The organism is Streptomyces sp. SAJ15 (assembly GCF_007595705.1).
In the GTDB taxonomy this organism is placed as follows: domain Bacteria; phylum Actinomycetota; class Actinomycetes; order Streptomycetales; family Streptomycetaceae; genus Streptomyces.
This window is the reverse complement of record NZ_NISY01000015.1, coordinates 58,379-83,848: the sequence shown is the minus strand read 5'-3', so window position 1 is coordinate 83,848 and position 25,470 is coordinate 58,379. Positions and strand designations below refer to the sequence as shown.

At 71.6% G+C, this 25,470-nt stretch carries 24 protein-coding genes and 1 other RNA gene; 11 read left to right on the top strand and 14 right to left on the bottom strand.

The annotated features are described in order from the left end of the window. Positions 1 to 112 precede the first annotated feature (112 nt). Positions 113 to 319, top strand: a complete 207-nt coding sequence (locus CD790_RS28800) for a cold-shock protein (protein WP_144386300.1) — start codon at positions 113 to 115, stop codon at positions 317 to 319. A gap of 494 nt (positions 320 to 813) precedes the next feature. On the opposite strand, the gene CD790_RS28795 is transcribed toward CD790_RS28800, so the two are convergent. From CD790_RS28795 to CD790_RS28770, 6 genes are all read right to left on the bottom strand, one after another. After that, the gene (locus CD790_RS28795; RefSeq protein WP_399218389.1) at positions 814 to 3,387 is read right to left on the bottom strand and encodes a HelD family protein; all 2,574 of its coding nucleotides are present in this window, start codon (positions 3,385 to 3,387) and stop codon (positions 814 to 816) included. Positions 3,388 to 3,512: 125 nt separating this feature from the next. Continuing rightward, positions 3,513 to 4,253 (bottom strand): zf-HC2 domain-containing protein, encoded by a 741-nt coding sequence (locus CD790_RS28790; RefSeq protein ID WP_144386299.1) that lies wholly within the window; start codon positions 4,251 to 4,253, stop codon positions 3,513 to 3,515. Beyond that, complete coding sequence (locus tag CD790_RS28785; RefSeq protein ID WP_399218426.1) at positions 4,250 to 4,738, bottom strand: sigma-70 family RNA polymerase sigma factor; 489 nt, start codon at positions 4,736 to 4,738, stop codon at positions 4,250 to 4,252. Before CD790_RS28785 ends, CD790_RS28790 begins: the two co-directional genes overlap by 4 nt. A gap of 417 nt (positions 4,739 to 5,155) precedes the next feature. After that, entirely contained in the window at positions 5,156 to 5,764 is a 609-nt protein-coding gene (locus tag CD790_RS28780) for an ABATE domain-containing protein (protein ID WP_144386298.1), read from the bottom strand. Positions 5,765 to 5,939: 175 nt separating this feature from the next. Beyond that, complete coding sequence (locus tag CD790_RS28775) at positions 5,940 to 7,205, bottom strand: uroporphyrinogen-III synthase (protein WP_260867961.1); 1,266 nt, start codon at positions 7,203 to 7,205, stop codon at positions 5,940 to 5,942. Positions 7,206 to 7,560: 355 nt separating this feature from the next. Continuing rightward, positions 7,561 to 9,021 (bottom strand): NarK/NasA family nitrate transporter, encoded by a 1,461-nt coding sequence (locus CD790_RS28770; protein ID WP_144386297.1) that lies wholly within the window; start codon positions 9,019 to 9,021, stop codon positions 7,561 to 7,563. Between the two features lie 288 nt (positions 9,022 to 9,309). On the opposite strand from CD790_RS28770, the gene CD790_RS28765 reads away from it, so the two are divergent. The 5 genes from CD790_RS28765 (at position 9,310) to CD790_RS28745 (ending at position 16,478) form a co-directional block, all read left to right on the top strand. Then, positions 9,310 to 9,807 (top strand): SseB family protein, encoded by a 498-nt coding sequence (locus CD790_RS28765; protein ID WP_144386296.1) that lies wholly within the window; start codon positions 9,310 to 9,312, stop codon positions 9,805 to 9,807. Further along, positions 9,804 to 10,370, top strand: a complete 567-nt coding sequence (locus CD790_RS28760; protein WP_144386295.1) for a hypothetical protein — start codon at positions 9,804 to 9,806, stop codon at positions 10,368 to 10,370. The genes CD790_RS28765 and CD790_RS28760 overlap by 4 nt, the downstream gene beginning before the upstream one ends. Then, positions 10,370 to 15,118: a putative T7SS-secreted protein gene (locus CD790_RS28755; RefSeq protein WP_144386294.1), complete on the top strand. Its 4,749-nt coding sequence runs from the start codon at positions 10,370 to 10,372 to the stop codon at positions 15,116 to 15,118. Before CD790_RS28760 ends, CD790_RS28755 begins: the two co-directional genes overlap by 1 nt. 9 nt (positions 15,119 to 15,127) lie before the next feature. After that, positions 15,128 to 15,751, top strand: coding sequence for a DUF416 family protein (locus CD790_RS28750; protein ID WP_144386293.1), 624 nt, complete (start codon positions 15,128 to 15,130; stop codon positions 15,749 to 15,751). A 538-nt stretch (positions 15,752 to 16,289) separates the two neighbouring features. Then, entirely contained in the window at positions 16,290 to 16,478 is a 189-nt protein-coding gene (locus CD790_RS28745; protein WP_144386292.1) for a hypothetical protein, read from the top strand. A 250-nt stretch (positions 16,479 to 16,728) separates the two neighbouring features. Here CD790_RS28745 and CD790_RS28740 read toward each other — a convergent pair whose 3' ends face one another. Continuing rightward, positions 16,729 to 17,376 carry a GntR family transcriptional regulator gene (locus CD790_RS28740; RefSeq protein ID WP_144386291.1) on the bottom strand — a complete coding sequence of 216 codons (648 nt, stop codon included), beginning with the start codon at positions 17,374 to 17,376 and terminating at the stop codon, positions 16,729 to 16,731. Positions 17,377 to 17,504: 128 nt separating this feature from the next. Then, complete coding sequence (locus tag CD790_RS28735; RefSeq protein ID WP_144386290.1) at positions 17,505 to 17,759, bottom strand: winged helix-turn-helix domain-containing protein; 255 nt, start codon at positions 17,757 to 17,759, stop codon at positions 17,505 to 17,507. A 161-nt stretch (positions 17,760 to 17,920) separates the two neighbouring features. Between CD790_RS28735 and CD790_RS34940 the strand changes: the two genes are divergently transcribed. Continuing rightward, positions 17,921 to 18,076, top strand: coding sequence for a hypothetical protein (locus tag CD790_RS34940; RefSeq protein ID WP_186319286.1), 156 nt, complete (start codon positions 17,921 to 17,923; stop codon positions 18,074 to 18,076). Next, on the top strand, positions 18,073 to 18,444 hold the full coding sequence (locus tag CD790_RS36295; protein WP_260867960.1) for a hypothetical protein: 372 nt from the start codon (positions 18,073 to 18,075) through the stop codon (positions 18,442 to 18,444). The genes CD790_RS34940 and CD790_RS36295 overlap by 4 nt, the downstream gene beginning before the upstream one ends. Before the next feature lie 69 nt (positions 18,445 to 18,513). Here CD790_RS36295 and CD790_RS28725 read toward each other — a convergent pair whose 3' ends face one another. The 3 genes from CD790_RS28725 to CD790_RS28715 form a co-directional block, all read right to left on the bottom strand. After that, the gene (locus CD790_RS28725) at positions 18,514 to 18,825 is read right to left on the bottom strand and encodes a hypothetical protein (RefSeq protein ID WP_144386289.1); all 312 of its coding nucleotides are present in this window, start codon (positions 18,823 to 18,825) and stop codon (positions 18,514 to 18,516) included. Then, positions 18,822 to 19,166, bottom strand: coding sequence for a hypothetical protein (locus CD790_RS28720; RefSeq protein WP_186319285.1), 345 nt, complete (start codon positions 19,164 to 19,166; stop codon positions 18,822 to 18,824). Before CD790_RS28720 ends, CD790_RS28725 begins: the two co-directional genes overlap by 4 nt. A 170-nt stretch (positions 19,167 to 19,336) precedes the next feature. Further along, a complete protein-coding gene (locus CD790_RS28715; RefSeq protein ID WP_144386288.1) occupies positions 19,337 to 20,308 on the bottom strand; it encodes a LysR family transcriptional regulator in 972 nt (323 codons plus the stop codon). An 83-nt stretch (positions 20,309 to 20,391) separates the two neighbouring features. Between CD790_RS28715 and CD790_RS28710 the strand changes: the two genes are divergently transcribed. From CD790_RS28710 to CD790_RS28700, 3 genes are all read left to right on the top strand, one after another. Next, entirely contained in the window at positions 20,392 to 21,678 is a 1,287-nt protein-coding gene (locus CD790_RS28710; RefSeq protein ID WP_144386287.1) for an MFS transporter, read from the top strand. An 80-nt stretch (positions 21,679 to 21,758) separates the two neighbouring features. Then, a complete protein-coding gene (locus CD790_RS28705) occupies positions 21,759 to 22,115 on the top strand; it encodes a hypothetical protein (protein WP_144386286.1) in 357 nt (118 codons plus the stop codon). Beyond that, positions 22,112 to 22,363 carry a hypothetical protein gene (locus CD790_RS28700; RefSeq protein WP_144386285.1) on the top strand — a complete coding sequence of 84 codons (252 nt, stop codon included), beginning with the start codon at positions 22,112 to 22,114 and terminating at the stop codon, positions 22,361 to 22,363. Before CD790_RS28705 ends, CD790_RS28700 begins: the two co-directional genes overlap by 4 nt. Before the next feature lie 35 nt (positions 22,364 to 22,398). On the opposite strand, the gene dacB is transcribed toward CD790_RS28700, so the two are convergent. The 3 genes from dacB to smpB form a co-directional block, all read right to left on the bottom strand. Next, on the bottom strand, positions 22,399 to 24,069 hold the full coding sequence (dacB, locus tag CD790_RS28695; protein WP_399218383.1) for a D-alanyl-D-alanine carboxypeptidase/D-alanyl-D-alanine-endopeptidase: 1,671 nt from the start codon (positions 24,067 to 24,069) through the stop codon (positions 22,399 to 22,401). A 405-nt stretch (positions 24,070 to 24,474) separates the two neighbouring features. Further along, positions 24,475 to 24,844: a transfer-messenger RNA gene (gene ssrA, locus CD790_RS28690) on the bottom strand. A 133-nt stretch (positions 24,845 to 24,977) separates the two neighbouring features. Continuing rightward, the gene (gene smpB / locus CD790_RS28685; protein ID WP_144386283.1) at positions 24,978 to 25,457 is read right to left on the bottom strand and encodes an SsrA-binding protein SmpB; all 480 of its coding nucleotides are present in this window, start codon (positions 25,455 to 25,457) and stop codon (positions 24,978 to 24,980) included. Positions 25,458 to 25,470: the final 13 nt, after the last annotated feature.

The following is a 25,470-nucleotide window of genomic DNA, read 5'->3' as shown; positions in this document are numbered from 1 at the left end:
CGTGCGCGAAAACGCGGGTGACACGCGGTGTGCGGAGACCGCGCAGCGCGGCTGCCGCACCGCGCGCGGAGGTCATTTTCGAGATAACAGCAAAGCAGCAGGGAGCACGGGCATGGCCCAGGGCACCGTCAAGTGGTTCAACGCCGAGAAGGGCTACGGGTTCATCGCCCAGGACGGCGGCGGACCGGACGTCTTCGTCCACTACAGCTCGATCAACGGCACCGGATACCGCAGCCTCACCGACGCACAGCAGGTGGAGTTCGAAATCGTGCAGGGCCGCAAGGGCCCGCAAGCCGAACAGGTCCGCGTCATGAACTGACGCGGACCTGTTCGGCTGAATGCTGAGGTGGCACCGACCCGCCATGCTCGCCTCGCGGCAAGTGGTCGCTCGAAGCGACGAAGGTTGGGCCCGGGGGCTTGGATCGAGCCGGTGCCACAGCAAGGCTAACAAACGATCCCCGGATGCGATTCCCGTATCAGTGGTCCATCCGGTTCATTCCCGACGACGCGCCGATCCGGGGCATTCGCGGGACGTTTCCCCCGCCGTTCCGCGGACGGCGCCCCGGAGGAACCCCGGCGAGGCCCCTCCGGAGGGCGGAACCCGACGACGGCCCTCCGGGCGCGACGAGCCCGACGACGCCCCTGGCGGGCGCGCCGGGCCCCGGAGGCGGCACCCGGGCCGGGCGCCTCCCGCGACACCGCTTCCGGCCCCCTCCGGGCCCTCCGCGCTCTCCTCGCCCCCCGACCCGAGACCCCCTGCCCGAGACCCGCGGCCCGAGACCCCCGGCCCGGCGCCGCGGCCGTCGGCGCGGTTCAGTCCCGCAGCAGGTCCGGCACCCCCGCCGCGTCCGGCTCGTCCCGGCCGCCCGAGACCACCGTCAGCTGCCGGGTGGCCCGGGTCAGCGCCACGTACAGGACCCGCAGGCCCGCCGGGGACTCGTCCGCGATCTCGGCGGGCGAGACCACGACCGTCGCGTCGTACTCCAGGCCCTTCGCCTCCAGGCTGCCCAGCGCCACCGCGCGGTCGCCGAGCCCGGCCAGCCACTCGCGGGCCTGCTCCCGCCGGGCCATGGCGACGACCACGCCGACCGTGCCGTCCACCTCCGCCAGCAGCCGCCGTGTCTCCTCGCGCACACAGGCGGCGAGCGCCTCCGTCTCGTCGTCACCGGCCGCGCCGTAGGCACTCGCCTCGACCCCGCGCCGGTCCGCCCGGTGTCCGTCGAGAACGGCGAACCGGGGCTCTATGCCGGTGGAGCGGACCGCCTCCGGGGAACGCATGCCGGGCATGGCCAGGGCGAGCACCCTGGCCGCCAGCTCGGCGATCTCCGCCGGGTTGCGGTAGTTCACGGTCAGCGTGAAGCGACGGCGCGGGCGGCTGCCCAGCGCCTCGGCGCGGGCCTCGGCCGCCTCGTCCGGGTCGGACCACGAGCTCTGCGCCGGGTCGCCGACGACGGTCCAGGTGGCGTGGCGGCCGCGCCGCCCCACCATCCGCCACTGCATGGGCGTCAGGTCCTGCGCCTCGTCGACGATGACATGGGTGTAGTCGGTGCGCGCCTCCTCCCGAAGCCGCTCCAGCCGCTCCGCGCGGGACCGGCCACCGCCCATCCGGTCGGCGTAGGTGCTCAGCTCGTCGAGACCGGTGAGCTGGTCCAGCGGGTCGACCTCCCGCTTGCGGGGGCGGGCCGGGGCGCCCAGCACCGAGTGCAGCTCGTCCAGCAGCGCCACGTCGTGTACCGACAGCGGCCCCCGCCCGTCGCCGCCCAGCCGCCTCAGGGAGCGGGCCAGCAGCCGCGCCTCGCGAGGGTTGAGGATGCGACGCGCCCAGCGCCCCAGCCGCTTCTCGTCCGCCATCGCGGCCAGCACGCCGCGCGGGGTCAGCTCCGGCCACCAGGCGTCGAGGAAGCCGATGAAGTCCGGTTCGGTGGAGATGTCCTCGTCGAAGGCGGAGCGCGCCTCGGCGGCCAGCTCGGGGTCCGTGTACCGCTGGGTGCCGCCGGACCGCTGCCACAGGGCGTCCAGGATCAGCCGCCGGGCCCGCGGGCGCAGCAGGTTGACCGGCGCGGTGCCGCCCAGCGCCGCCTGCCGGATGCGCTGCAGCTCGGCCGTCTCCAGCTCGACGCGGCGCCCGAAGGCCACCACCCGCAGCCGGTCGGGGGTCCCGCCGGCCGCCTGGGAGCCGCGCGATGCCGGGCCCCCGGTGCCGTCGAGGCCGTCCAGCGCCAGCTGGCCGTCCTCCACGGGACGGCCCGCGGGGCGCCGCCGCCGTCCGGGGTCGCCGCCCCGCGCGGGGGCCGGCCCCGACTCCAGCGCGCCGCGCGCCGCCCGGCGCAGCAGCCTGACCATTCGCGAGGAGCCCTTGACGCGGGCCACGGCGGGCTCGTCGTACGCGGTGGCCTCCGCGCCGTCCACGAGGGAGCCGACCGCGCGGATGGCGACCTGTCCCTCCTCGCCCAGCGAGGGCAGCACGCCCTCGGTGTAGGCGACCAGCAGCGGGGTGGGGCTGACGATCAGGATGCCGCCCGCGTACCGCCGCCGGTCCTGGTAGAGCAGGTAGGCGGCGCGGTGCAGCGCCACCGCGGTCTTGCCGGTGCCCGGCCCGCCCTCGACCTCGGTGATGGAGGCGGCGGGGGCCCGGATCACCATGTCCTGCTCGGCCTGGATGGAGGCGACGATGTCGCGCATGGTGTGGCTCCGGGCCTGACCCAGCGCCGCCATCAGCGCGCCGTCGCCGACCGCCGGCAGCTCGGCGCCGTCGAGGGTCGCGGTCAGCTCCGGGCGCATCAGGTCGTCCTCGACGCCGAGCACCCGGCGTCCCTTGGAGCGGATGACACGGCGGCGCACGACGCGGCCGGGCGCGACCGGGGTGGAGCGGTAGAAGGGGGCGGCGGCGGGGGCGCGCCAGTCGATCACCAGCGGGGAGTAGTCGGCGTCGAGCACGCCGAGCCGCCCGATGTGCAGCGTCTCGGCGATCTCGGCGTGCGGGCGGCCGGCGTCGTCGGTGCGCACGGCGTCCTCGGCCGGCTCCACGGAGGTGTACGCGCCGTCCGGCCCGCGCTCGCCGTCCTTGCCCAGCAGCAGGTCGATCCGGCCGAAGAGGAAGTCCTCGAACTCGCTGTTGAGCCGGTTGAGGTGCACCCCGGCGCGGAACACCTGGGCGTCCCGCTCGGCGAGCGCGCCGGGCGTGCCGACCTGGGCACGCTTGGCGGCGTCGTCCATCAGGAACTCCGCCTCGTGGATCTTCTCCTCAAGGCGCCGGTAGACCCGGTCGAGATGCGTCTGCTCGATCCGGATCTCCCGGTCACGGACTCCGTCGGCACCGTCGCCGGTCGGGTCCACCTCTCGCGGTGCCGTCGTCGGTGCGGCGTGCGTGGCGTTGTGCGCGGCCACCAGGCCCCCTTCTGATGTGCGTAGGGCAGCCGTCAACCGTACGCGAACCGGGGCATCCGCGCACCTGCCGGAACACGGAAATCCGCACCCGAACCGGGCGGGGGGTCTGGCGGGGGCGCCCGGCCTCAGACCTTCACCGTCGCCAGCCGCTCTCCCTTCAGGGTGCGGACCTCGAAGCGGTCGATCTCGTCCCGGTTCATGGCGGCACCACCGAGGGTGTAGAGGGGCTCCTTGTTCCACTTCGAGCCGTCGCCCGGCACCCCGTAGCCGCCCTTGGGGACCGCCCAGGTGCTCACGACCTCCTCGGTGCCGTTCCGGCCGACCGCGATCAGCTGGCACTCCCGCTGTCCCTTGACGTTGCCGAGCTTGAGGGCGACATAGGTGCCGCGCCAGCCCTGGGACTCCAGCGAGACCTCGGCGGACACCTTGGTGACGGGGTCGACGGTGCCGGGGAGCCGGTCGCCGGCCTCGTAGACCTGGCGGGCGGCGGCGGCGAAGGTACGCGGCTCCCCCGCGCCGGAGTCCTCGCGCACCACGACGGCGGTGACCAGGGGTGCCGCGACGATCAGCGCGGCCGCCGCGGCGACCAGGTACAGCCGGCCGCGCCGCCGCTTGGCGCGGGTGGCGCCGACCTCCGCCAGCAGCCGGTCGAGCAGCTCGGGACCGGGGGTGGCGGTGATCGTCTCGGGGGTGGGCGCGGTCTGGGCGAACTCGGCCAGCGCCGGAGTCAGCCCCATCAGCTCCTCCAGCTCGGCGGCGCAGCGGTCGCACTCCACCAGGTGTTCCTCGAACCGGGTGGCGTCCGCGTCGTCGAGGATGCCCAGCGCGTAGGCGCCGACATCGCTGTGCTGTGCCGGCGGGGTCATGCCGTCACTCCTCGTTCCTCGAGCGAGAGCCTCATCGAGCGCAGCGCGTAGAACACACGGGACCTGACCGTCCCGGCCGGCACCCGCAGCACCTCGGCCGCCTCGTTCACCGTACGGCCCTTGAAGTAGGTCTCGACAAGCGCCTCCCGGTGGGCGTCGGTCAGGTCGCCCAGCGCGTCGGAGATGGTCATCAGACGCAGCGCCCGATCGATCTCGTCCGCGGCCGGTATCGCCTCCAACGGGGTCGGGTCGACCTCCTGCGGGCGCGACTGACGGCTGCGGTGACCGTCGATGACGATGCGCCGGGCGACCGTCACCAGCCAGGGCCGCACCGATCCGGTCGCGTTCTTCAGCTGGTCGGCGTTGCGCCAGGCGCGCAGCAGGGTCTCCTGCACCACGTCCTCCGCCCGGTGGCGGTCGCCCGCCACCAGCCGCAGGACGAAGGCCAGAAGCGGCCCCGCGTGCTCCTGGTAGAGAGCCCGCATGAGCTCGTCTTCCGGCGTCGTCCTCTCGGTCACGGCGGCATCCTCGCGCACCCAAGCCCCCCGGGTCGATACTGCGGTGTGAACACCTGGCACGGCGTGTGTCGTCATCGACAGCGTCGTCGTCATCGCCACCACCGGGCCCGGTGCGGGTCGCGCATGGTTCGTTCTCCCCCGGGTTTCGTGGGTCGCCGCGTGCCCGGGACCTACGTCCGGCCCCGTACTCGTGACTACGGACGGGAACGCGGATCGACTCAACGACGCGCGAGGAGGAATCCCGGCCGGGCGGCCAGGTCGGGCGGACGGGTGCGGTCGGGCCGGACGCGAGCCTTCACCGGCGGGCGGTCAGGTCGGGCGGACGGGTGCCGTCAGGGCCGGACGGTCAGTCTGGGCGGACGCGTACGTCAGCGCCCGGGGTGGTCACGGCCGGGTGGCGGCGACCGCGCGGCGGCGGTGGCGGGCGACCCGCTCCCGGTTGCCGCACACCTCGCTGGAGCACCAGCGGCGGCGGCGCCCGCGCGAGGTGTCCAGATAGACCAGCGAGCAGGTCTCTCCCTCGCACTGCCGCAACTGCCCGCGGGCCACCGGGTCGGTGAGCAGCTCCACGGCGTCCCGCGCGATCTGCGCCAGCAGCGCCCCGCAGTCGGGCGCGACGGCGATGACGCGGACCAGGGTGCCGTCGGAGTTCCGTACCGCCCGCACGGCGGGCGGGGCGGTCGAAGCCAGCGCGTTCAGCCGCTCCAGGTCGGCGGCGGTGGCCCGACCGGGCTCGACGTCCAACTCCGCGCGGACCACCCGGTGCAGCAGGTCGCGCGCGGCCAGGAAGCGCGTGAGCCAGGCGGCGTCCACCGCCTCCAGACAGGTCCCGAGCGGCACCAGCTCCGCCCCCACCAGCCAGGCGCGCAGCCGCTCCGGCCCGTCGAGCCGCTCCACCGGCTCCTCGCTGAGCCGCCCGCCGACCGTGGCCACCAGGTCCAGACAGACCCTCCCGGAGTCGAACCGCAGGTCGTAGGAGGCCGACGCCGCCATGCTCTGGTCACTCCTTCGGTACGCGAGGCACGGTCCGGCGCCTCCGTTGAGGAGTCCGGCGCCTCCGCTGGGGGATGCCGCTCTCCCCAGAGTGCCTGGAGCGACTCTCCGCGAAAAGCCCGCAGAAGTCCGGGGGTTGCGCCCCCGGGCCGGGCCGCGCGCCCCCGCTCCGCCCTCAGCCCTCGCTCGCGCCCTCCGGCTCCCCGTACTTCGTCTCCGCGACCGGGTCCAGCGCCAGCCGGTAGCCGCGCTTGACCACGGTCTGGATCAGCTTCGGGGAGCCGAGGGCACCGCGGAGCCGCGCCATCGCGGTCTCGACGGCGTGCTCGTCGCTGCCGGAGCCCGGGAGGACGCGCAGCAGGTCGGCACGGGCGACGACCCAGCCGGGGCGGCGGGCGAGGGCGCGCAGCAGGGCCATCCCGGCCGGGGGGACCGCGCGGAGTTCGCCGTCGACGAGGACGGCGTGGCCGCGGATCTCCAGTCGCCGGCCGGCGACCGGGAGTGGGTGTGCCCGGCCGGGGAGTTCACCGGTCAGGAGCTGCACCAGCGGGCCGAGCCGGAACCGCTCGGGCTGTCGGGTGGGCACGTCGAGCGCCTGGAGCGGCAGCGCGGTCACCGGCCCCACGCAGGCCGGCAGCACGTCGTGGCGGAGCGCGTCGAGGAGCGCGTCGAGCATCCCGCGCTCCCGGGCCCGGTCCAGCAGGCCGGCGGCGGCGGGGGCGCTGGTGAAGGTGATGGCGTCCACCGAGCGGCCGACCGCCGCGTCCAGCAGCCGGTCCAGCGGGGCGAGGTCCGCCGGCGGCATCCAGCGGTAGACGGGCACCCCGATGACCTCGGCGCCGCCGGCCCGCAGCGACTCGACGAAGCCGGGCAGCGGTTCGCCGTGCAGCTGCACCGCGATCCGGCGGCCGGCGACGCCCTGCGCCAGCAGGTGGTCCAGCAGCTCGGCCATCGACTCGGAGGCGGGCGACCAGTGTTCGGTGAGTCCGGCGGCCCGGATCGCGCCGCGCACCTTGGGTCCGCGGGCGAGCAGCGTGACGCCGCGCAGCCGCTCCAGCAGCTCCTCGCCCACCCCCCAGCCGTCCGCGGCCTCGATCCAGCCGCGGAAGCCGATGGCGGTGGTGGCCACGACGACGTCGGGCGCGTCGGCGATCAACCGCTTGGTGGAGTCGAGCAGTTCGGTGTCGTCGGGCAGCGGCACGATGCGCAGCGCGGGCGCGTGCAGCACGGCGGCCCCGCGCCGCCGGAGCAGGGCGGCCAACTCCTCGGCCCGACGGGCCGCGGTGACACCGACGGTGAACCCGGCGAGCGGCCCGACGGCGGCGTCGCCGGGGCTCTCGGCGACGGCACGGGCGGGGCCGGAGGCCGGTGTGGCGGCGGGGGCGGGGCCCGGCGTGCCGGCGGCGGGGGCGACGCCGTCCACGGGCGCCGCGCCGTCCACGGGCCCCGCACCGCCGACACCGGCATCAGCACCGGGACTGACACCGGGACCGGGACTGGCCTCAGCACCGGCACCGGCACCGGCTCCCTCGTCCGCCGGCGGTCCGTGACGGTGCCGGGCCCGGCTCGTGGGGTGCTGGTCCCGATCCCGATCCCGGAGGTGCCGCCCGGCCCGTGTGGGGGGTTGCCCCTGGGCGTGCTGACCCGTGGGGGGTTTTCCGTGCATCGCTTCTCGCCCCGATCCGCTGTCGTTCACGTACATCGCCGAGACGGCGGCGTACGCCTGCGGTCTCCGCATCCTCCTCGCACCCCGTGACGGGCGCGGTTCGGACGGATTTCCCTGGTGTTACGGAGACTTACACGTCCGCGTAGACGGCGGGCCGGGACCGCGCGGTATCGGCCACGGGCTGCGCCGCTCCCTCCGCCTGGCGGGCCCGGCGCAGGTATACGGCCCAGGTCAGCGCGGCGCACAGGGCGTAGAAGGCGAGGAAGGAGACGAAGGCGGGGGTGCCGGAGTGCGCGGTCAGGAAGGACTGCCGGAAGGCGAGGTTGATGGCGAGGCCGCCCAGGCCGCCGGCCGCGCCGATCAGCCCCATGGCCGCGCCCGAGAGTCGCCGCCCGTAGGTCTCCGCGGCCTCCCCGGTGAGCCCGCGGGCGAGCGCCTTGGCGCGGAAGATGGCGGGGATCATCTTGTAGGTGGAGCCGTTGCCGAGCCCGCTGAAGACGAAGAGGGCGATGAAGCCGACGAGGAAGACGGGGAGCGAGCGCTCGGCGGAGGCGTAGACGACCACCAGCGCCGCCGCGGCCATCGCGGCGAAGTTCCACAGCGTGACCCGCGCCCCGCCCAGCCCGTCGGCGAGCCGGCCGCCGACGGGCCGGATGAGCGAGCCCAGCAGCGGCCCGATGAAGGTGAGCGAGGCGGCCTGGAGCGGGGTGCGGTCGAACTGGTTCTGCAGCACCAGCCCGAAGGCGAAGCTGTAGCCGATGAACGAGCCGAAGGTGCCGACGTAGAGGAAGGACATGATCCAGGTGTGCGGGTCGCGCGCCGCCTCCCGGACGGCGCCGCCGTCGTTCCGCACCGGCGCGAGGTTGTCCATGCACAGCGCGGCGAGCACGGCGGCGACCACGATGAGCGGGATGTAGACGGCGAGCACGATGCGCGGGTGGGCGGCGCCCGCGGTCCCGATGACGAGCAGCCCGACGAGTTGGATCACGGGCACGCCGATGTTCCCGCCGCCCGCGTTGAGGCCCAGGGCCCAGCCCTTCTTCCGCAGCGGGTAGAAGGCGTTGATGTTGGTCATGGAGGAGGCGAAGTTGCCGCCGCCGACGCCGGTGAGCGCGCCGACCAGCAGGAAGGTCCCGTACGAGGTGCCCGGCTCCATCACCACGGCGGCCGCCGTCGCCGGGACCAGCAGCAGCACGGCGCTGACCACCGTCCAGTTCCGGCCGCCGAAGCGCGCCACGGCGAAGGTGTACGGCACCCGGAGCACGGCTCCGACCAGGGTGGGCAGCGCCACCAGGAAGAACTTCCCGGCAGGGTCGACCCCGTACTCCGGCCCCATGAACAGCACCATCACCGACCACAGGCTCCAGATCGAGAAGCCGATGTGCTCGGAGAGTATGGAGAACACCAGGTTGCGGGTGGCGATCCGCTCGCCCTTCGTACGCCAGAAGGTCTCGTCCTCCGGATCCCACTCCTGGATCCAGCGGCCCCGGGCAGTACGCGCGACGGGGCCGTCGTCGCCGGGGGCGGGGGGTCGGCCGGTCAGGGACGTCGGGGTGGGCGTCGGGGTCGGGGTGGGCGTCGGGCTGGGCATCACGCCTCCACAGGGCTTGCGCTCGCGTTCGCTTGCTGTGCGCGGGGGTGGTGTGTGACCGACCCTATGGGCGCCGGATTACCGCGTTGTGGCGGCAGGTGACGCGGACGAAACCTTGCACTCACGCGTGCGGGCGGTCGGCGGTGAGCGGCCCCCGGCGGGTGCGGCGTGCGGCATGTGGCTGGAAAGCTGGCGCAAACCACCCGCCACCCTGCGTCATGAATCCATGACTCCATGTCGTACTGTCATGCGGAGTTCGAGATTTCGATTTGTTACAGGGGGGCGGGGATGGACTCCGGCTCGGACGTGTCGGACGAGATAGCCGCAATGCGGTCCGGGGAGGGTGAACCGGGCGCGCTGATAGGAGAGTTCCGGCGCGCGGCGGTGCTGGTGCCGCTCGCCGACGGGGGCCTGATGTCGGCCGCGCGCGACGGCATCCGCTGGATCTACGCCTTCACCGACGAGGAGGCCCTGTCCCGCTTCGCCCGCGCCCGGGGGGCGGCGCCCGACGAGGAGTGGGAGTACCTGAGCGTCCTCGGCGCCCGGCTCCTGGACATCGTGATCCCGAGCCTGGGCGTCCCGGCCGGGGTGGCCGTGAACGTCGCCGACGAGGACGGCTCGATGCTGCTGCCGCCGGCGCGCGGGATCGTCCCGGACGCGGTGGCGGTGGACTACGCGCCGAACGGGGCGGACCGGGCGGACCGGGGGGACCGGGCGGCGAACGCGACAGCCAAGGCGGCGAGCGGGTCGGGCTTCGCCCGGGACCTCGGGGAGGGCGCGCGATGAGCGGCGGAGGCGGGCCGGACCTGGCGATCGACAAGGAGTCGCTGGAGCAGATCACCAAGGGGCTGCGGGCGGCGATCAGCGAGCTGCGGGAGATCGGGACCAACACCGGCTCGCTCATCGGCGCCGGCTTCGACCAGTTGTCGCTCACCTCGATGGAGACGGGGCACAACGAGCTCGCGAAGGACTTCGAGGACTTCGTCGAGCTGTGGGAGTGGGGCGTACGGGGGCTGGTCCAGGACGCCAACGTGCTGGCACGGAAGGTCGGTCTCGCGGCCGGCGCGCACTTCGAGGAAGAGCAGTACATCAAGGGCGGCTTCAAGGTCGCGGCGAACGCGGTCGCCGGCAACCCGCACCTCAGCGAGGAGGAGGTGCAGAAGAAGTCCGTGAGCGAGCTGTTCTCCGAGGACGTCTACGCCCCCGACTACAGCGCGGAGTCCTTCAAACAGGCGCACGAGCAGACCAAGCAGACGTGGTCGGCCACGGCGGACCAGATCCGTGACAAGAAAGGCGTCTCCGACGTGATCACCGCTGCTCGGTCCGCATCAGAGGGGGGTGATCGCTGATGGGTCTGGATGACATCGGCGGGAAGATCGGCGGGTTCGTCAAGGACGTGACCCCCGACTCGGTCGAGGACTTCGTCGAGGACGGCGTGGAGCTGGTCGGCGAGGGCGTCGAGCTCGTCGGCGAGGTGGGCGCCGACGGGCTGGACAAGATCGGCCTGCACGACCAGGCCGACTGGGTCCGCGACAAGTCCAAGTCGGTCGCCAACTACCTGGGCGCGGACGTCTCGGAGATGGAGCTGGGCCAGACCGACGACCCCAAGAAGCTGGTCTACGGCAGCGTGTCGAAGATCCGCTCCACGGTGCGCCACCTGAAGGACTTCCAGAAGGCGTTCGACAAGGTCGGCAACGGCCTCAAGGGCCTGGACTCCGACCGCTGGCGCGGCAAGACCGCGGACGCCTTCCGGGAGGAGGTGTCGGTCAAGCCGAAGGACTGGTTCAGGGCGGCCGACGCCTGCGAGAAGGCGGCCAAGGCGCTGGAGGCCTACGCCGTGACCGTGGGCTGGGCCCAGGGCGAGGCCAAGCTGGCGCTGGCGGCGTACAACAAGGCGAAGGAGGCGTCCGCCGCCGCCCGCACCGCGTACAACGCCAAGGCGAAGGCGTACAACGCCGCCGCCAAGAAGGGCGAGGACCCCGGCCCGAAGCCCGTCTTCCACGACCCGGGCCCCGCCGCGGCCGAGGCGGCCCAGGACAAGCTGGACCACGCCCGCACGCAGCGCAACACCGCCGCCGAGACCGCCCGCACGGCGATCCAGGAGGCCCACGCCCTGGCCCCGCCCAAGCCCTCCTACGACGAACAACTCGGCGACGCGGGCACCCGCGCGAGTCTGGACGCCGAACACGTCGTCGTCGGCGCCGTCAAGGGCACCGCCGGCATCGTCAGCACCGTCCGCGGCCTGAACCCGCTCGACCCGTACAACCTCACGCACCCGGCGGAGTACTACACCAACCTCAACACCACCGCCGCCGGCCTGGTGACGGCAGCCAACGACCCCGTCGGCACGATCAAGAACGTCGCCAACGCCTTCGCCCAGGACCCCGCCGAGGGCTTCGGCCGAGCCCTGCCCGAGATCCTGGGCGGCAAGGGGCTGGGGGCGGCGAAGACGGGGGTGAACGCGGCCAAGGCGACCCGACATGCGCCGGACAAGGGCCCGGGGCGTAGGGCGTCGAGCGACGGGCCGTTGGAGCGGTCGAAGAAGGACGAGGACAGGAAATGCGAGGGCGACCCGATCGACATGGCGACCGGGAAGATGCTCCTCGCGCAGACGGATGTCTCGCTCCCCGGCCTACTGCCCTTGTCCTTCACCCGCCGGGTGGAGTCCGGTTACGCGGCCGGCCGGTGGTTCGGCCCTTCCTGGTCGAGCACGGTGGACCAGCGGCTGGAGATCGACGCCGAGGGCGTGGTCTTCCTCAGCGAGGACGGCCTGGTCCTCGCGTATCCGCACCCGGCCCCCGGCGTCCCCACCCTCCCCGAGGCCGGCCCACGCTGGCCGTTGGAGCGGGACGCGCACGGCGACTACACCCTCACCGACCCGGCGACGGGCTGGGTCCGCCACTTCACCGGCCCGGCGGGCGTCGAGAACGGCGGCGACGGCGAGGCCCGGCTGGAGCAGATATCCGACCGCGACGGTCACTGGATCACCTTCGAGTACGACATCGAGGGCGCCCCGACGGGCGTCGTCCACAGCGCCGGCTACACCCTGAAGCTCGACACGGCCGACGGCCGCGTCACCGCCCTGTACCTGGCGGGCGCGGCGGACGACGGCACCCACCAGGAACTGGTCCGCTACGGCTACACCGACGGCAACCTCACCGAGGTCGTCAACTCCTCTGGGCTGCCGCTCCGCTTCGGTTACGACGACCGCCGCCGTGTCATCTCCTGGACCGACACCAACGACAGCCGCTACGACTACGTCTACGACGACCAAGACCGCTGTATCGAGCAGGGAGGCGAAGCGGGCCACGTCGCCAACCGGTTCGACTACGACGGCCGGGACGAAACGACCGGCCACCGGGTCACGACGGTCACCACGCCGGAGGGCGCCGTCAGCCGCTACGTGGTCAACGAACGCTGCCAGGTCGTCGCGGAGACCGACCCTCTGGGACACACGACCCGGACGACGTATGACCGCCACGACCGCGTGCTGTCCCGTGCGGACGCGCTGGGCAACACGACGGAGTTCACGTACGACGAGTCCGGCCGCCTGACACAGATCACCCGCCCGGACGGCGCGAGTTCCACGGCCACGTACAACGACCTGGGCCTGCCCCTGACCATGACCGGTCCGGACGGCGCCGTCTGGCAGCAGACCTACGACGAGGCGGGCCGCCGCACGTCGATGACCGACCCGGCGGGCCACACCACCCACTACGCGTACGACGACCGCGGCCACCTTGCGGCGGTGACCAACGCCCTGGGCGAGACGACGCGCGTCCGCTGCGACGCGGCGGGCCTGCCGTTGGAGGTCACGGACCCGCTGGGGGCGGTGACGCGCTACGAGCGCGATGGCTTCGGCCGGCCGGTGAGCATCACGGACCCGCTGGGCGCGGTGACGCGCCTGTCCTGGACGGTGGAAGGCAAGCTCGCGAGCCGCGAAAACCCCGACGGCTCGTCGGAGACCTGGACATACGACGGCGAGGGCAACTGCACGTCGCACACCGACGCGGTCGGCGGGGTGACGACGTACGAGTACACCCACTTCGACCTGCTGACGGCGAGGACCGGCCCGGACGGCGTCCGCTACGAGTTCACGCACGACGCGTCGCTGCGCCTGACGGAGGTGGCGAACCCGCAGGGCCTGACCTGGGGCTACGAGTACGACCCGGCGGGCCGCCTGGTGGCGGAGACGGACTTCGACGACCGGCGGGTGTCGTACGCGTACGACGCGGCGGGTCGGCTGGTGTCGCGGACGAACCCGCTGGGCGAGTCGGTCTCGTACGAGCGCGACGCGCTGGGCCGCACGGTCCGGAAGGACGCCGCGGGGCGGGAGACGACCTTCCTGTACGACCCGGCGGGCCGCCTGCTCTCGGCGACCGGCCCGGACACGGAGGTGGTCTACCAGCGGGACCGCATGGGCCGGGTCAAGTCGGAGATGGTGGCGGGCCGGGTCCTGACCCACACATACGACGCACTGGGCCGCCGCACCCGCCGGACGACCCCGACGGGCGCGGTGAGCGAGTACTCGTATGACGCGGCGGGTAACCGCACCGGGCTGGTGGCCTCGGGCCACACCCTGGACTTCGCACACGACGCGGCGGGCCGCGAAACGGAACGCCGAATAGGCGAGGCGCTCAGCCTGACCAGCACCTGGGACGACCTGGGCCGTCTGACGGCGCAGTCGCTAACGGGGCGCGACGGCGGCCGGATCCAGTCCCGGACCTACACCTACCGCCCGGACGGCCACCTCACCGCCGTGGACGACCACCTGCGCGGCCCGCAGACGTTCACCCTGGACGCGGCGGGCCGGGTCACGACGGTCCACGCGCACGGCTGGCAGGAGACCTACGCCTACGACGAGGCCGGCAACCAAACCCAGGCAGCCTGGCCTTCGGAGCACCCCGCCCAGGAAGCCACGGGCACCCGCACATACGAGGGCACCCGCATCACCCGCGCGGGCAAGATCCGCTACGAACACGACGCCGCGGGCCGCCTGGTGCTGCGCCAAAAGTCCCGTCTCTCCAAGAAACCGGACACCTGGCGCTACGAGTGGGACCCCGAGGACCGTCTACGCCAGGTCACCACGCCGGATGGCACGATCTGGCGCTACCTGTACGACCCCTTCGGCCGCCGCGTGGCCAAGCAGCGCCTGGACTCAGACGGCGCAACGGTGGCCGAGCAGGTCAACTTCACCTGGGACGGCCCCACCCTGGTAGAAGAAATCACCACGGCGCCTGGTTTGCCGAACCCGATCACCTTGACCTGGGACCACGCGGGCCTGCGTCCGATCGCCCAAACCGAACGCATCACCGACGCCACGACCCAGCGCGAGATCAACGCCCGCTTCTTCGCCATCGTCACGGATCTGGTCGGCACCCCGACCGAGCTGGTGGACGAGGCGGGCGTCATCGCGTGGCGCACCCGCAGCACTCTCTGGGGCACGACAACGTGGACAACGGACAGCACGGCCTACACCCCACTCCGCTTCCCGGGCCAGTACTTCGACCCAGAAACCGGGCTCCACTACAACGTCCAGCGCTACTACGCCCCGGACACAGCCCGCTACCTGTCAGCAGACCCGTTGGGCCTCGGCCCAGCACCCAGCCCCACCTCCTACGTCACAAATCCCCACACTTGGACCGATGTCCTGGGGCTAAGCCCATGCCCACCCGGTTCGGAGGCTGATGCCCGGCTAGCGTTGGACAGAGCTGAGGAGTTGCAGTCCATGAGAGACGATTACTTCATGGCAGACAAGAAGGGCACAACTGCAGTGATTGGAGTCTTCAACTCCGAAACAAAGGCGTACAGTGTCCACATTGGCATCAATGGCAGTGGCGCGGCGCCACCCGGCTGGGCCGGAAAACTGCATCCTCAGGAGAAGTTCGTGCAGGCTCCTGGGCACGCAGAGGAAGGGATCTTGAATTCCCTCGGGCCCAACGAACACGCCGTCTATGGGGCTGCATCACGTAATTTTTGCAGGGATCGATGTCTACCACTGATCGACACCAGAGGTACAGAGATAGGCGGGGTGGGCGTTCGCGGACACGCGCAACAGAATTCTCCCTATACACTCTTCTGGGCCGAACGAGAGTGAGATAATTCCATGACATACAACGAGAACGTTTACAACTCTCTCGGCACGGCCGCAAGCAATGAGCTTGTGGCATTCTGTGCAACTTGCGCGGAACGCGGCAGCGCGATCTACTCCACGCTGGCTCGAGATGACGAGGTCCAGCACCTCAACGAGATGCTAGATTTGGTCTGGCGCGCGGTCGTCGAGAGCTCGCTCGACGCCGACGCTTCCAGCGTGGTCGAGGAATTCGAGGAAGCCACCGAGGACGATACTGAAGATGAGGCAGACAGTCCGGGTTTCTATGTAACTCAAAGCGCTCTCCTCATCGTGAATGCGCTGGCCGTCTACCTCAATCCCGATCCGGCGAGAGCGGCAATGTCGGGGCGTACGCTGGAAACAATCCTATCCAGCTTCGACTTCACCCTCAGCGGCGAACAGGCCCGGCTTATTCCAGCGGGGCAAGAGTCACCCACTGGCCCACTGCAGCAGCTTGAACAACAGGAGCAAGTCGCATATATGAGTGCGTTCGCTGACGGCACTGGGGTACGGATCACCCCAGAGCGAATGAATGAATTGCGGCGTTCCTGTCTCTTGGCGCGCAACCAATACGAAGACGCCGTTCGGCAGGTCGCTGATCTTTCGGGTTGGGACTAACTAAGACCGGGCGTCTCTGGGACCGCGAAGCTCGTCCGCGGCGGGGTGAGGGAGCTTCAGGGCGAGGTGAAGCTTCCCTCTGCGGCTGGACACCTGGAGACCGGGATGAAGCCTCAGAGGAAGTAGAGCGTTCCGCGCCCCTGGCGGTTCTTCCGTGCTGACCCAAGGGGAAGCGTGGTTTGGATGCCTCTGGATGTCGCCCCACGGAGACTCCTCACTCTCCCCAGAGCATCCCGCTCATCGGAACATCGATTTTGTTCACCCAGTTGTCAGACGGGATGGGACACTGGCAAGCGATGATCAAGAGGTCCCTGACACTAACGGCCGCAAGCGGCGGCGGCACCCGTACCGAGACAGTGGCGCTGCGGTTCACCACGACGCGGCCCTACGACCTCACAGCCACCCGCCAACGCCGACCAGACGTCACCTACAGGGGGACCACCTCGGTGCCTGCCTGCGGCTGCTGCGCCTAGACCTCGAATCCGAGGGCCTCCTGCTGTGTCGCCAGGGCGCTCGCCCCGACATCACCATGTCGGGAATGCAGGCCCAGATGGACGACGGCAGCTTCGCCTATACCTTCGACGCGGAGGCGGGCACGATCAACCCCGACGACATCGTGGACCTCTTCGCTCCAGCCGACCTGCACAGCGTTACCACCGTGGAGAGGCAACGAAAGGCACTGTTCGCGTTCCTCGGCATTGCCGATCGCTACCCGCAGGAGCCCTGACTCACGGCCGTGAAGACGCGGCAAGCGCCGCGTCCGGCTCCGGCAGCCAGGACCGGGGAGGCCGCCTCAACCACTCCTCCCCGCACCCACCTCCCCCGCCGTACCCCGCAACGCATCCAACCCTCGGTGCCGCAACGGATCCGGCAGTGGTCGGGGCCGGAGGGGATCTGCCCGGCACGACGACGGCCCTCCATCGGTTGCGATGGGGGCCGTGCGTCGTCTTCGACGTCAGGACGCGTCCGGCGCGGCCTCAAAGCCGGTGGGCACCCGCGAGGATGGGCGAGCCGGTGCGGAGGCCGAGGAAGCTTGCTTCGCGCGCGTCGGCGTCGCGACCGTGGACATCGTCGCGGCCCGCCTGGATGCGGCGCCCGGTGGCCTGCTGGATCTTCAACAGCAGGCCGGCGGCGGCACGCGTGGATGTCGAGAGCAGCTCGGGGACGGCAGCGGCGAAGTGCGCCGGGTACCAGGTCACGAAGAGGCCGGTGCGCTGCTGTCCCCTACCGGTGTGCCACTGGCGCCGAACCACTTGGTCGCCGTCCTCCAAGTAGAAGATCTCGGCGACGTACTGGGACGGCTTGATCAGCTCCGCGTTCGTGACGATCATCGTCTCGCCCTCCGACAGAACCGACCCGGTACGCAAGACGCGTGTGATCCGGTCGTAGCCGGAGGGAGCGACTTCAGGTGCGTTGGCCACGAAGGTGCCCCGGCGCGAGGTGGTGATGTAGCCCTCCACCTGGAGCTGATCCAGCGAGCGACCGAGGGTGGCGACCGATACGCCTTCCTGCCGCGCCAGTTCTCGCACGGGTGGCAGCTTCTCGCCCTCCTTGAGGGCCCCGTCGAGGATGCGGCGCCGGATGCGTTCGGCGACCTGCATGTAGGGGTGATTGCTGTCGGGCATGACGCCTCCCTGTGCCTGTGTCCTAGGCCACGGCTAACCCGTGCGGGGGGAAAGCGTCACGAACTCTCAGCAACCCTGCCCTAGGTCACGCTAGCTTCTGACCTAGGACACGCGACAGCCCCCGCACGTCAGTCGGCGGACTCGCCACCCTCGGGGCCGCTAGCGGGCGGCAGTGGATCAACGACGTAGGACCCCTTCGCGGGCAAGGTCACGACCAAACCGCGCTCGCGCAGTTCTCGGACGCCGCGGCGCACCGTTCCCGCGCTGACGCTGTAGACGTCCGCCAACTCCCGCTCGTTCTCAAGCCGCCCGCCCGGCGGGATCTCCCCAGCACGGATGCGGCGTTCAAGGTCGTCTGCTACCCGCTGCCATTCGTAGATCACCTCTCCATGCTCTGTGCACGCTGCGCGCGCTGCACTTTGGGGAGCACACTGTGCACAGTGTGCGCACTGTGCGTAAGCTAGGTGCTGCGCAAACGAGAACGCCCCCGAGAGATCCGGTCAAGGGATCGCTCAGGGGCTCACCGAAGAATGGAGCTTCGGCTATGCGAAACCTTATCGCTGCGCTGCTCGTGTGGCTGCTGGGCGTGTTCAGGCCCGGTTCCGGCCGTCGGCGGGCGGGTGCCTGCCCGGCCGGGGCGGCCCCCGCCGCGCGGTGTCTGGGCACCCGTGTCCTGCACGGAGTGGAGGTGGCCCGGTGAGCGAGCAGACACCTTCAGCGCCCCATCTGGGGCGCGGCGGCAAGGATGACCCGACGCTGGCGGAGTTGGGGCGGCGCGGGGATGACCTGGCCGCGCAGATCCGTGCGCATCTGGGAGCGCGGGGGCCGGTGCGGCGCTCTGTCTACCGGTTCCGGGACTACACCATCCAGCCGGATCGGCGGCCGGACGCGGAGCCGCACTCGTTCACGATGCAGTGCGCGGAGTGCGGAGACTTCAGCGGGCCGTTCTCCAGCGGTGAGGACGGTACAGCGTGGGCGGTGACGCACCTGAAGGCGAACACGAGCCACGTCGCCTACCGGGAGATCATCACCCGCCCCTACCGCTTCGAACCGGGAGCGTGGCAATGACCCCGGCACGCGCCATCACACAATGGCTGATCAGCCCCGTACCCGAACCGATCCGCAGAGGCAGTCTGATCACTGCCAGAAGATCTCCTCCACGATGATCTGCGGATCTTCGACTCGACGAATGAAGTTGAAGCGCAGCCAGCCCCGACCGTGGTCGAAGTAGAGGATGTGGGGCCCTCTCGGGAGGGTGGATCGGGCGGGTTCGAGGTAGTAGCCGTCCGGTAGCTCGTCCTGCGGAAGGTACGGGTTCCTGGCGGTGACCAACTCGGCCATGCCGTTCTTGATCTGTTGCCGTACTTCTTCGGGGAGAGCGTCGCGATAGGTGCTTACGGCCTCCACCCAGTCGGATTGCCAGGGTGGTCCCATGAAGCTGTCCGTCACTGGCCGGGCTCCACCTGGCGGGCGACTCGGCGGATGTGGCCGGCCTCTTCGAGGAGGGCCTTGGCTCGATCGAGGTCGGTGGATTCCGCCGCCTCGTCTTCCAGACGATGCACCTTCTGTTCCAGTTGCGGGTCACGAGCGATGGCGTACTCGCCCCACCAGCGGGCCATGAACGCGGGGACAGGCGCGATGTCGTAGGCGTCCGCGATATCCCGCTTCCAGTGGGCGTCGAAGTCGCGAAGAAGGTGGGGGGCGTGCTGGGTGATGGCCTCACGCAGGGCCTTCGGGGTTCTCTCAGGCATGGGCGGGGTGTCCGGCTTGCCTGCGGCGGCAGTGGTCATCGGCGCCTCTCCTCGGTGTCGCCCGGACGGTCCGCTCCTCCGCGGTCTCTCCTTCGCAGCGTATCGCCGCAGCGGTGGTGCGCGGGCGCGTATGGGCGTACGAGGCGATCGACGGCTGACCGACCCGACGGTGCCCCGCTTCCTGCGACCGGCGCGACGCGCGAACTCGCCTAGGCGTCCCGCGCGAGCCTCGCATCCGGCTCCGGCAGCCAGGACCCGGGAGGCCGCTTCAACCACCCCTCCCCCACACCGATCTCCCCCGCCGTACCCCGCAACGCGTCCAACCCCCGGTGCCGCAGCCCCCGTCTCCACACCATCGAGATCGGGGAAAGCGGCACCGGGTCGACGATGGGGCGCAGCACCATCCCGTCCATCTCGATGAACTCCACGCTCGCCAGCACCGACCAGCCCCGCTTGCGGACCACCCGGACGAACTCCTCCTCGCCCTCGATCTCCGGAAAGGGCTCGGCCATCCGGATGCCGCGGCCCTCGAACAGACGTCGTGCGAGGTCGGTCCACTCCTCCGTGGACGGGTTTCCCGCTGCCGCGTAGAGGGTCTCGCCGGCCAGGGACGACAAAGGGATCTCCGACCTCACCGCCAGGGGATGGTCCTCCGGGAGGAGGACCGCCAAGGGCTCGTAGCGGATCGGGCAGTGGTCAAGGCGGGACAGGATCTCCGGGGCCAGGCCCGCGACGCGGCCGAAGGAGACGTCGAGGCGGCCGGAGAGGATGTCGGGGGCGGCGCCGGTGAGGCCGGTGTGGAAGCGGGCGACGAACTCCAGGTCAGGGTAGCGGCGGCGGGTCTCCTGAAGGAGTCGGTACGAGGTGCCGACCTTGGCGCCGCCCGCGTCGACGATCAGCGGGCGTTCGTCCCGGACGAAGGCGGCGGCCAGTTCGTCGTGGGAGGCCAGAACGCGACGGGCGTGGGGGAGCAGGCGATGGCCGTCCTCGGTCAGGGTGACCTGGCGGGTGCTGCGGACGAAGAGGTCCGCGCCCAACTCGCGCTCCAGGCGGCGGATGTCGCGGCTCAGCGCCTGCTGGGCGACGAAGAGCCGGGCCGCCGCGCGGGTGAAGTGGAGTTCCTCGGCGACGGCGGTGAACGCGCGCAGCAGGCGGGGATCTATGTCTCGGGCTCGGGTCACCGCATATATCTACAACCAGAGCGCGTGAATGCCCAGCGATCAGGTGTTGGACCGGCAATCGGCCCCGCCGCCACCGTAGACGGGTGATCCTCTTCCTGGCCTCCCGACCCGTCGTCCCCCGCCCCCGTCCTTCCCACCGTCCCCGCCCCACCGTCCGCCGCCCGCGCCAGGCCCGCGGCGCGCTCCTCACCCCTTACCGCCGGCTCTTCACCGCCCCCGGCTCCCTCGCCTTCACCCTCGCCGGGCTCCTCGGCCGGCTGCCGGGGTCGATGCTCGCGGTCAGCATGGTGCTGATGATCGCCCTGACTCGCGACTCGTACGCCCTCGCGGGGGCCGTCTCCGCGACCGGCATCGCGGTCACCGCGGCGGCCCAGCCCCTCCTCGGACGGCTGGTCGACCGGCACGGGCAGGCGAAGGTGGCGGTGCCGGCCGTGGCCGTCTTCGCGGCCGGGGCGACGGCGATGCTGCTGTGCGTGCACTACGACGCCCCCGCGTGGACGCTGTTCGTGTGCGCGGCCGGGTCCTCGGGGATGCCCGGTCTCGGGGCGATGACCCGCGCGCGGTGGGCGGCGATCTACGCGGACGACGCGGCGGCCCGGCACACCGCCAACTCCTTCGAGCAGGTCGTGGACGAGCTCTGCTTCATGCTGGGGCCGGCGTTGGCGATGGTGCTGTGCACGGCGGCGTTCCCCGAGGCGGGGCTGCTCACGGCGACCGCGCTGCTCGTCCTCGGCACTCTCCTCTTCGCTACCCAGCGCGCCACCGAGCCGGCGCCCCACCCCCGTGAGCCCCGTACGGACGGCGAAGACCGCTCGCCGCTCCGCCACCCCGGCCTGCGCGCGGTGGCCGTGACCTTCCTGGCGACCGGCGCGGTCTTCGGCTCCATGGAGGTGGCCACGGTCGCCGCCGTCGAGTCCTACGGTGACGGCTCCGCCAGCGGCGTGATCCTCGCCCTCCAGGCCGGCGGCTCCTGCCTCGCGGGCCTCGTCCTCGGCGCTCTGCCGGTCCGGGGCTCGGCGACGGCCCGCTTCATCGCGGGGGTGGCGGCCATGGCGGTGGCCATGCTTCCGCTGCTGGCGGCGGACGGCCTCGGCAGCCTTGCCGTATGCCTCGTCCTCGCCGGCATGGCCACCGCCCCCACGATGATCAACGGCATGACCCTCGTCCAGCGCCTCACCCCCGCCGCCCGGCTCACCGAGTCCATCACGACCGCCTACACCGGCCTCCTCATCGGCATCTCCGCGGGCGCCGCCGCCGGCGGCTGGAGCGTCGAGCACTTCGGCCCGACCAACGGCTACGCGACCCCCGCCATCGCCGCCGCCCTCGCCCTGACGGCGGCCGTGGCGGGGACCCGCAAGCTGCAGGGGTGACCACGTCCCCGTTCGGCGGACGCCGCCCCCACGGGAGAGTACGGTGCATACGGACGCCGACCAGCCCGGAGGAATCCCCCATGAGCACCCACCCGGCCGAACCGCCCACCGGCGATCTCATCCCCAGGCCGGAGCGCACGCCGGAGGCTCTACGCACCGCGCTCGCCCGCATCGCGCCACACCGTCTCGCCGAGATGGAGCGGCAGAAGAACGAGGCATTCTCCCTGGCCGCCGAGCACAACGCCCTCGGGCCGATCCACCAGTGGCTAAGCATCTGGGCGGCCGAGGTTGAGGTCGAGCGCCGCCCCGATCTCTCGGGGCGGCGCCGGAACGCCGAGCACGCCGTTCACACCCTCGACAAGGACGACCCCGCCTGGCGCGCCGCCATGGACGAGCTCCGCGCCGTGCTCGACGAGGCCCGGGACGCGAGCGCGTGAGCTGGGCCTGGGAGTACGAGCCGACGGAGGAGAGCGTCGTCGGCGGCGCCCCGCCCGCGCTGGTCGTGGAGGTGGAGAAGCGGGCGGACGAGATCGTGCGTGCGGCCGAGGCGCTCTATCTCGACGGCACCGCCTACCAGGGGCCGTCACCTAGCGGGGAGAACGTCCTCGTGCCCGGCGGCATGTTCGTCTGCCAGGTGGTCCCGCGGCACGAACGCGTCTACATCCTCCAGGTCAGCGCATGGTGACCGACCGCGGGAAGTGACCCCGGCCCTCTCCCCCCTCAGCACGGTGCTTTCCGCCATGAGCACTCCAGATCCGCCGCCCCCTTGCCGCCCGCGCCTGCCTGGGGCCTCACCGCCGCCACCCGTCCCCGCCCCGATGACGCCAGGGTCACCACGATCGCGTCCTCGACGCTCTTCACCGACGGGGCGAGATATCCGCCCAGGACGATGCTGAACGCCAGTTCGCGGCCGCGGGCGTCCTTCACATAGCCGGAGAGCGCCGAGGCGCCGGTCAGGGAGCCCGTCTTGGCGTGGGCGTTGCGGGCCGCCGGGGTGTCGCACATGCGGGTGCGGAGGGTGCCGCCGACCATGCGGTCGGGGGCGCAGGCGACGGGCAGGGAGGCGTGCCAGTCCGGGTACCAGTCGGCGTCCCGTACGGAGACCAGGAGTCGGGTCAACTGGCGGGCGGGGAGGGCGTTCAGTCGCGACAGGCCCGAGCCGTCGACCTGGCGCAGCGTGGCGGTGTCCACGCCCTCCTTCTCCAGGAAGCCGCGGATGGCGGTGAGACCCGCGCTCCAGGTGCCGCGGCCCGGCGACGCCGGCGCCTCGTAGCCGAGGGTCTTGGTCAGTACCTCGGCGTGGATGTTGTTGGAGAGCTTCATGAAGGGCACCAGCAGCTTCTTCAGCGGCATGGAGCGGTGCGCGGCCAGCGGCCTCGCCCCGGGCGGGGTGGGCACGCCCAGCCGGGTGGGGCCGGCGAGGTGCACGCCATGCCGCTTGAGCGCGTCGGCGAAGACCGCGGCGGCGTGGCCGGTGGGCTCCCACACGCTGATCCACTGCCGTACGGGCGCGGCGCCGACCGGGACGGCCCCGGTCACCGTGAGGGTGTTGCCGCCGTGTCGCCGCTGGACGGAGAGCGTGGTCGGGGCGCCACGGGGGGCCGTGGTGGCGCGGTTGTCGACCCGTACGTAGCCGGCGCCGGGCACCGGGGTCACCGTCGGCCGGTCGCCCGCCGCCGCGCCCGGGCGGGTCTCGACGATGAGGCTGCCGGCGTCGTAGTCGGTGTCGGGCGCGACGCTCAGCGGTGAGATCTGCGCCGCGTAGTACGCGGACTCGTCGTCGGCCGCCCAGGACCGGCCGAGGCGTTCGGCGTCGAACCGGGTGTCGTCGGCGACCAGCCGCCCGGTGATCTGCCGGACGCCCGTGTCGGCGATCTTCTTCGCCAGCGCGTCGTAATCCTTGGCGAGCATCGTCGGATCGCCGCCGCCGCGCAGATAGAGGTCGCCGTCGAGGACCTGGCCGGTCTGCCGGCCCTCGGTGAGGACGTCGGTGCGGAAGCGGTAGCCGGGCCCCAGCAGCTCCATGGCCGCGGCCGAGGTGATCAGCTTGGTGTTGGAGGCCGGCAGCAGCCGGTCCGCGGGCCGGTGCTCGTGCAGCACCTCGCCTCCCGCGGCATCGGCCACCACCACGCTCGCGGCCCCGCCCGCCAGCCGCGGGTCGGTGAGGATCTCGTCGATGGCCTCCTTGAGGCCGGCGGGGGCCTCCTGCAAACCGGCAGGGACCTCCTTGAGGCCGGCGTGGGCCCCGTTCAGACCGGCAGGGGTTTCCTTCAGGCCGGCGGGCCGGGGCGCACCCGCGTCCGCCCCCGCGGTCGCCGGGGCGCTCCAGGTGAGCGTGGCGGCCAGGCCCAGCACCACCGGCCAGATCCAGGCCCGCACAGGCCGCGCCACGCGCGCCACTCGCGTCGCTCGTCTCCCAGGGCCACTCACGGGTCGTGCCACTCGTCGCGTCACGGAACTCGTCATGGCCGTGAGGATCCCGCACGGGGCCTCCCGCCAACAGGCGGCCGCGGCGCACGACGGCGCGCGACTCACGCCGACAGAAGGCCGCGGCGCCGGCGGCGCACGACGGCGCACGTATGAAGGCGCACGCACCAAAGCGCGCACACGCGAAAGCGCGCACCACGAAAGCACGCCCGCACGAAAGCGCGCACACGACGAAGGCCCCGCCGTCCTGCGAACAGGACGTGCGGGGCCTTCGCCTCACATGGGATGACGGGCTCTGGGGGCATGCCCCCAGAGTTACGACGGACAGACGCCGCTCGCGCTTTCTCCGAGCAGTGTCCACCCATCCGTCCGTGGAGATGGCGGGAATCGAACCCGCGTCCAACGGTGCGGAACCAGGGCTTCTCCGAGCGCAGTCCGCTGCGATTTTCTCGGCCCCGGAGATCACGCGGACAAGTCTCCGACGGGCTCAGTCACTGTTGGGTTTCCCTCTACACCCCGTGACCGGGTCTAGAGGTTTAGTTCCCTAGCTGATGCCAGGATCCGGGTCGGGAACAGCCCCGGGCTGACACTTCGCAAGTCGCTACTTAGGCAGCGAGGGCGAAGGAATCGCGCTTGGTGTTGGCGATTATTGGTTGCGACATATGGTTTACGAGATCATTGCCGCTTCCTCGGCTCGCTTCCCCTGCTTCGACAGCCGCTGTCGAAACCGATCATCCCCATGTTGATTTTTCAAGGTGCGCACCCGGGTCCTACCCCCTGGTGCACTTGCCATCGTACGGGATCAGCGCACGAGGCGGCCACATTATTCCGCCGGGTCGGCGGGATCCCGACCCGTGCCCGGTCACGCTCCGTTACGCCCGCTGCCGGCGTCGCGCCGCGGAGATCGCCCGGTCCGCCTCGCGGCGGTCCTGCTTCTCGCGCAGCGTCTGCCGCTTGTCGTACTCCTTCTTACCCTTGGCCAGCGCGATCTCGACCTTGGCCCGGCCGTCCTTGAAGTACAGCGCCAGCGGGACCAGCGTGTGGCCGGTCTCCTGGGTCTTGGCCAACAGCTTGTCGATCTCGGCCCGATGGAGCAGCATCTTCCGCTTCCGCCGGGCGCTGTGGTTGGTCCAGGTCCCCTGGCTGTACTCGGGGATGTGCACGTTGTGCAGCCACGCCTCTCCGCCGTCGAGCTGCGCGAAGCCGTCGACCAGCGAGGCGCGGCCCTGGCGCAGCGACTTCACCTCGGTGCCGGTCAGCACCAGCCCGCACTCGTAGGTGTCGAGGATGTGGTAGTCGTGCCGCGCCTTCTTGTTCTGCGCGATCAGTTTGCGACCCGTCTCTTTAGCCATAGCACGGTCATTC

Excerpts from the sequence above, each read along its gene's own strand:
- CD790_RS28800 (WP_144386300.1), top strand. The coding sequence starts at position 113 with ATGGCCCAGGGCACCGTCAAGTGGTTCAACGCCGAGAAGGGCTACGGG.
- CD790_RS28790 (WP_144386299.1), bottom strand. The coding sequence starts at position 4,253 with ATGACCCCGCCGGCACAGCACAGCGATGTCGGCGCCTACGCGCTGGGC.
- CD790_RS28785 (WP_399218426.1), bottom strand. The coding sequence starts at position 4,738 with ATGCGGGCTCTCTACCAGGAGCACGCGGGGCCGCTTCTGGCCTTCGTC.
- CD790_RS28780 (WP_144386298.1), bottom strand. The coding sequence starts at position 5,764 with ATGGCGGCGTCGGCCTCCTACGACCTGCGGTTCGACTCCGGGAGGGTC.
- CD790_RS28770 (WP_144386297.1), bottom strand. The coding sequence starts at position 9,021 with ATGCCCAGCCCGACGCCCACCCCGACCCCGACGCCCACCCCGACGTCC.
- CD790_RS28765 (WP_144386296.1), top strand. The coding sequence starts at position 9,310 with ATGGACTCCGGCTCGGACGTGTCGGACGAGATAGCCGCAATGCGGTCC.
- CD790_RS28760 (WP_144386295.1), top strand. The coding sequence starts at position 9,804 with ATGAGCGGCGGAGGCGGGCCGGACCTGGCGATCGACAAGGAGTCGCTG.
- CD790_RS28755 (WP_144386294.1), top strand. The coding sequence starts at position 10,370 with ATGGGTCTGGATGACATCGGCGGGAAGATCGGCGGGTTCGTCAAGGAC.
- CD790_RS28750 (WP_144386293.1), top strand. The coding sequence starts at position 15,128 with ATGACATACAACGAGAACGTTTACAACTCTCTCGGCACGGCCGCAAGC.
- CD790_RS28745 (WP_144386292.1), top strand. The coding sequence starts at position 16,290 with ATGCAGGCCCAGATGGACGACGGCAGCTTCGCCTATACCTTCGACGCG.
- CD790_RS28740 (WP_144386291.1), bottom strand. The coding sequence starts at position 17,376 with ATGCCCGACAGCAATCACCCCTACATGCAGGTCGCCGAACGCATCCGG.
- CD790_RS34940 (WP_186319286.1), top strand. The coding sequence starts at position 17,921 with ATGCGAAACCTTATCGCTGCGCTGCTCGTGTGGCTGCTGGGCGTGTTC.
- CD790_RS28720 (WP_186319285.1), bottom strand. The coding sequence starts at position 19,166 with ATGACCACTGCCGCCGCAGGCAAGCCGGACACCCCGCCCATGCCTGAG.
- CD790_RS28705 (WP_144386286.1), top strand. The coding sequence starts at position 21,759 with ATGAGCACCCACCCGGCCGAACCGCCCACCGGCGATCTCATCCCCAGG.
- smpB (WP_144386283.1), bottom strand. The coding sequence starts at position 25,457 with ATGGCTAAAGAGACGGGTCGCAAACTGATCGCGCAGAACAAGAAGGCG.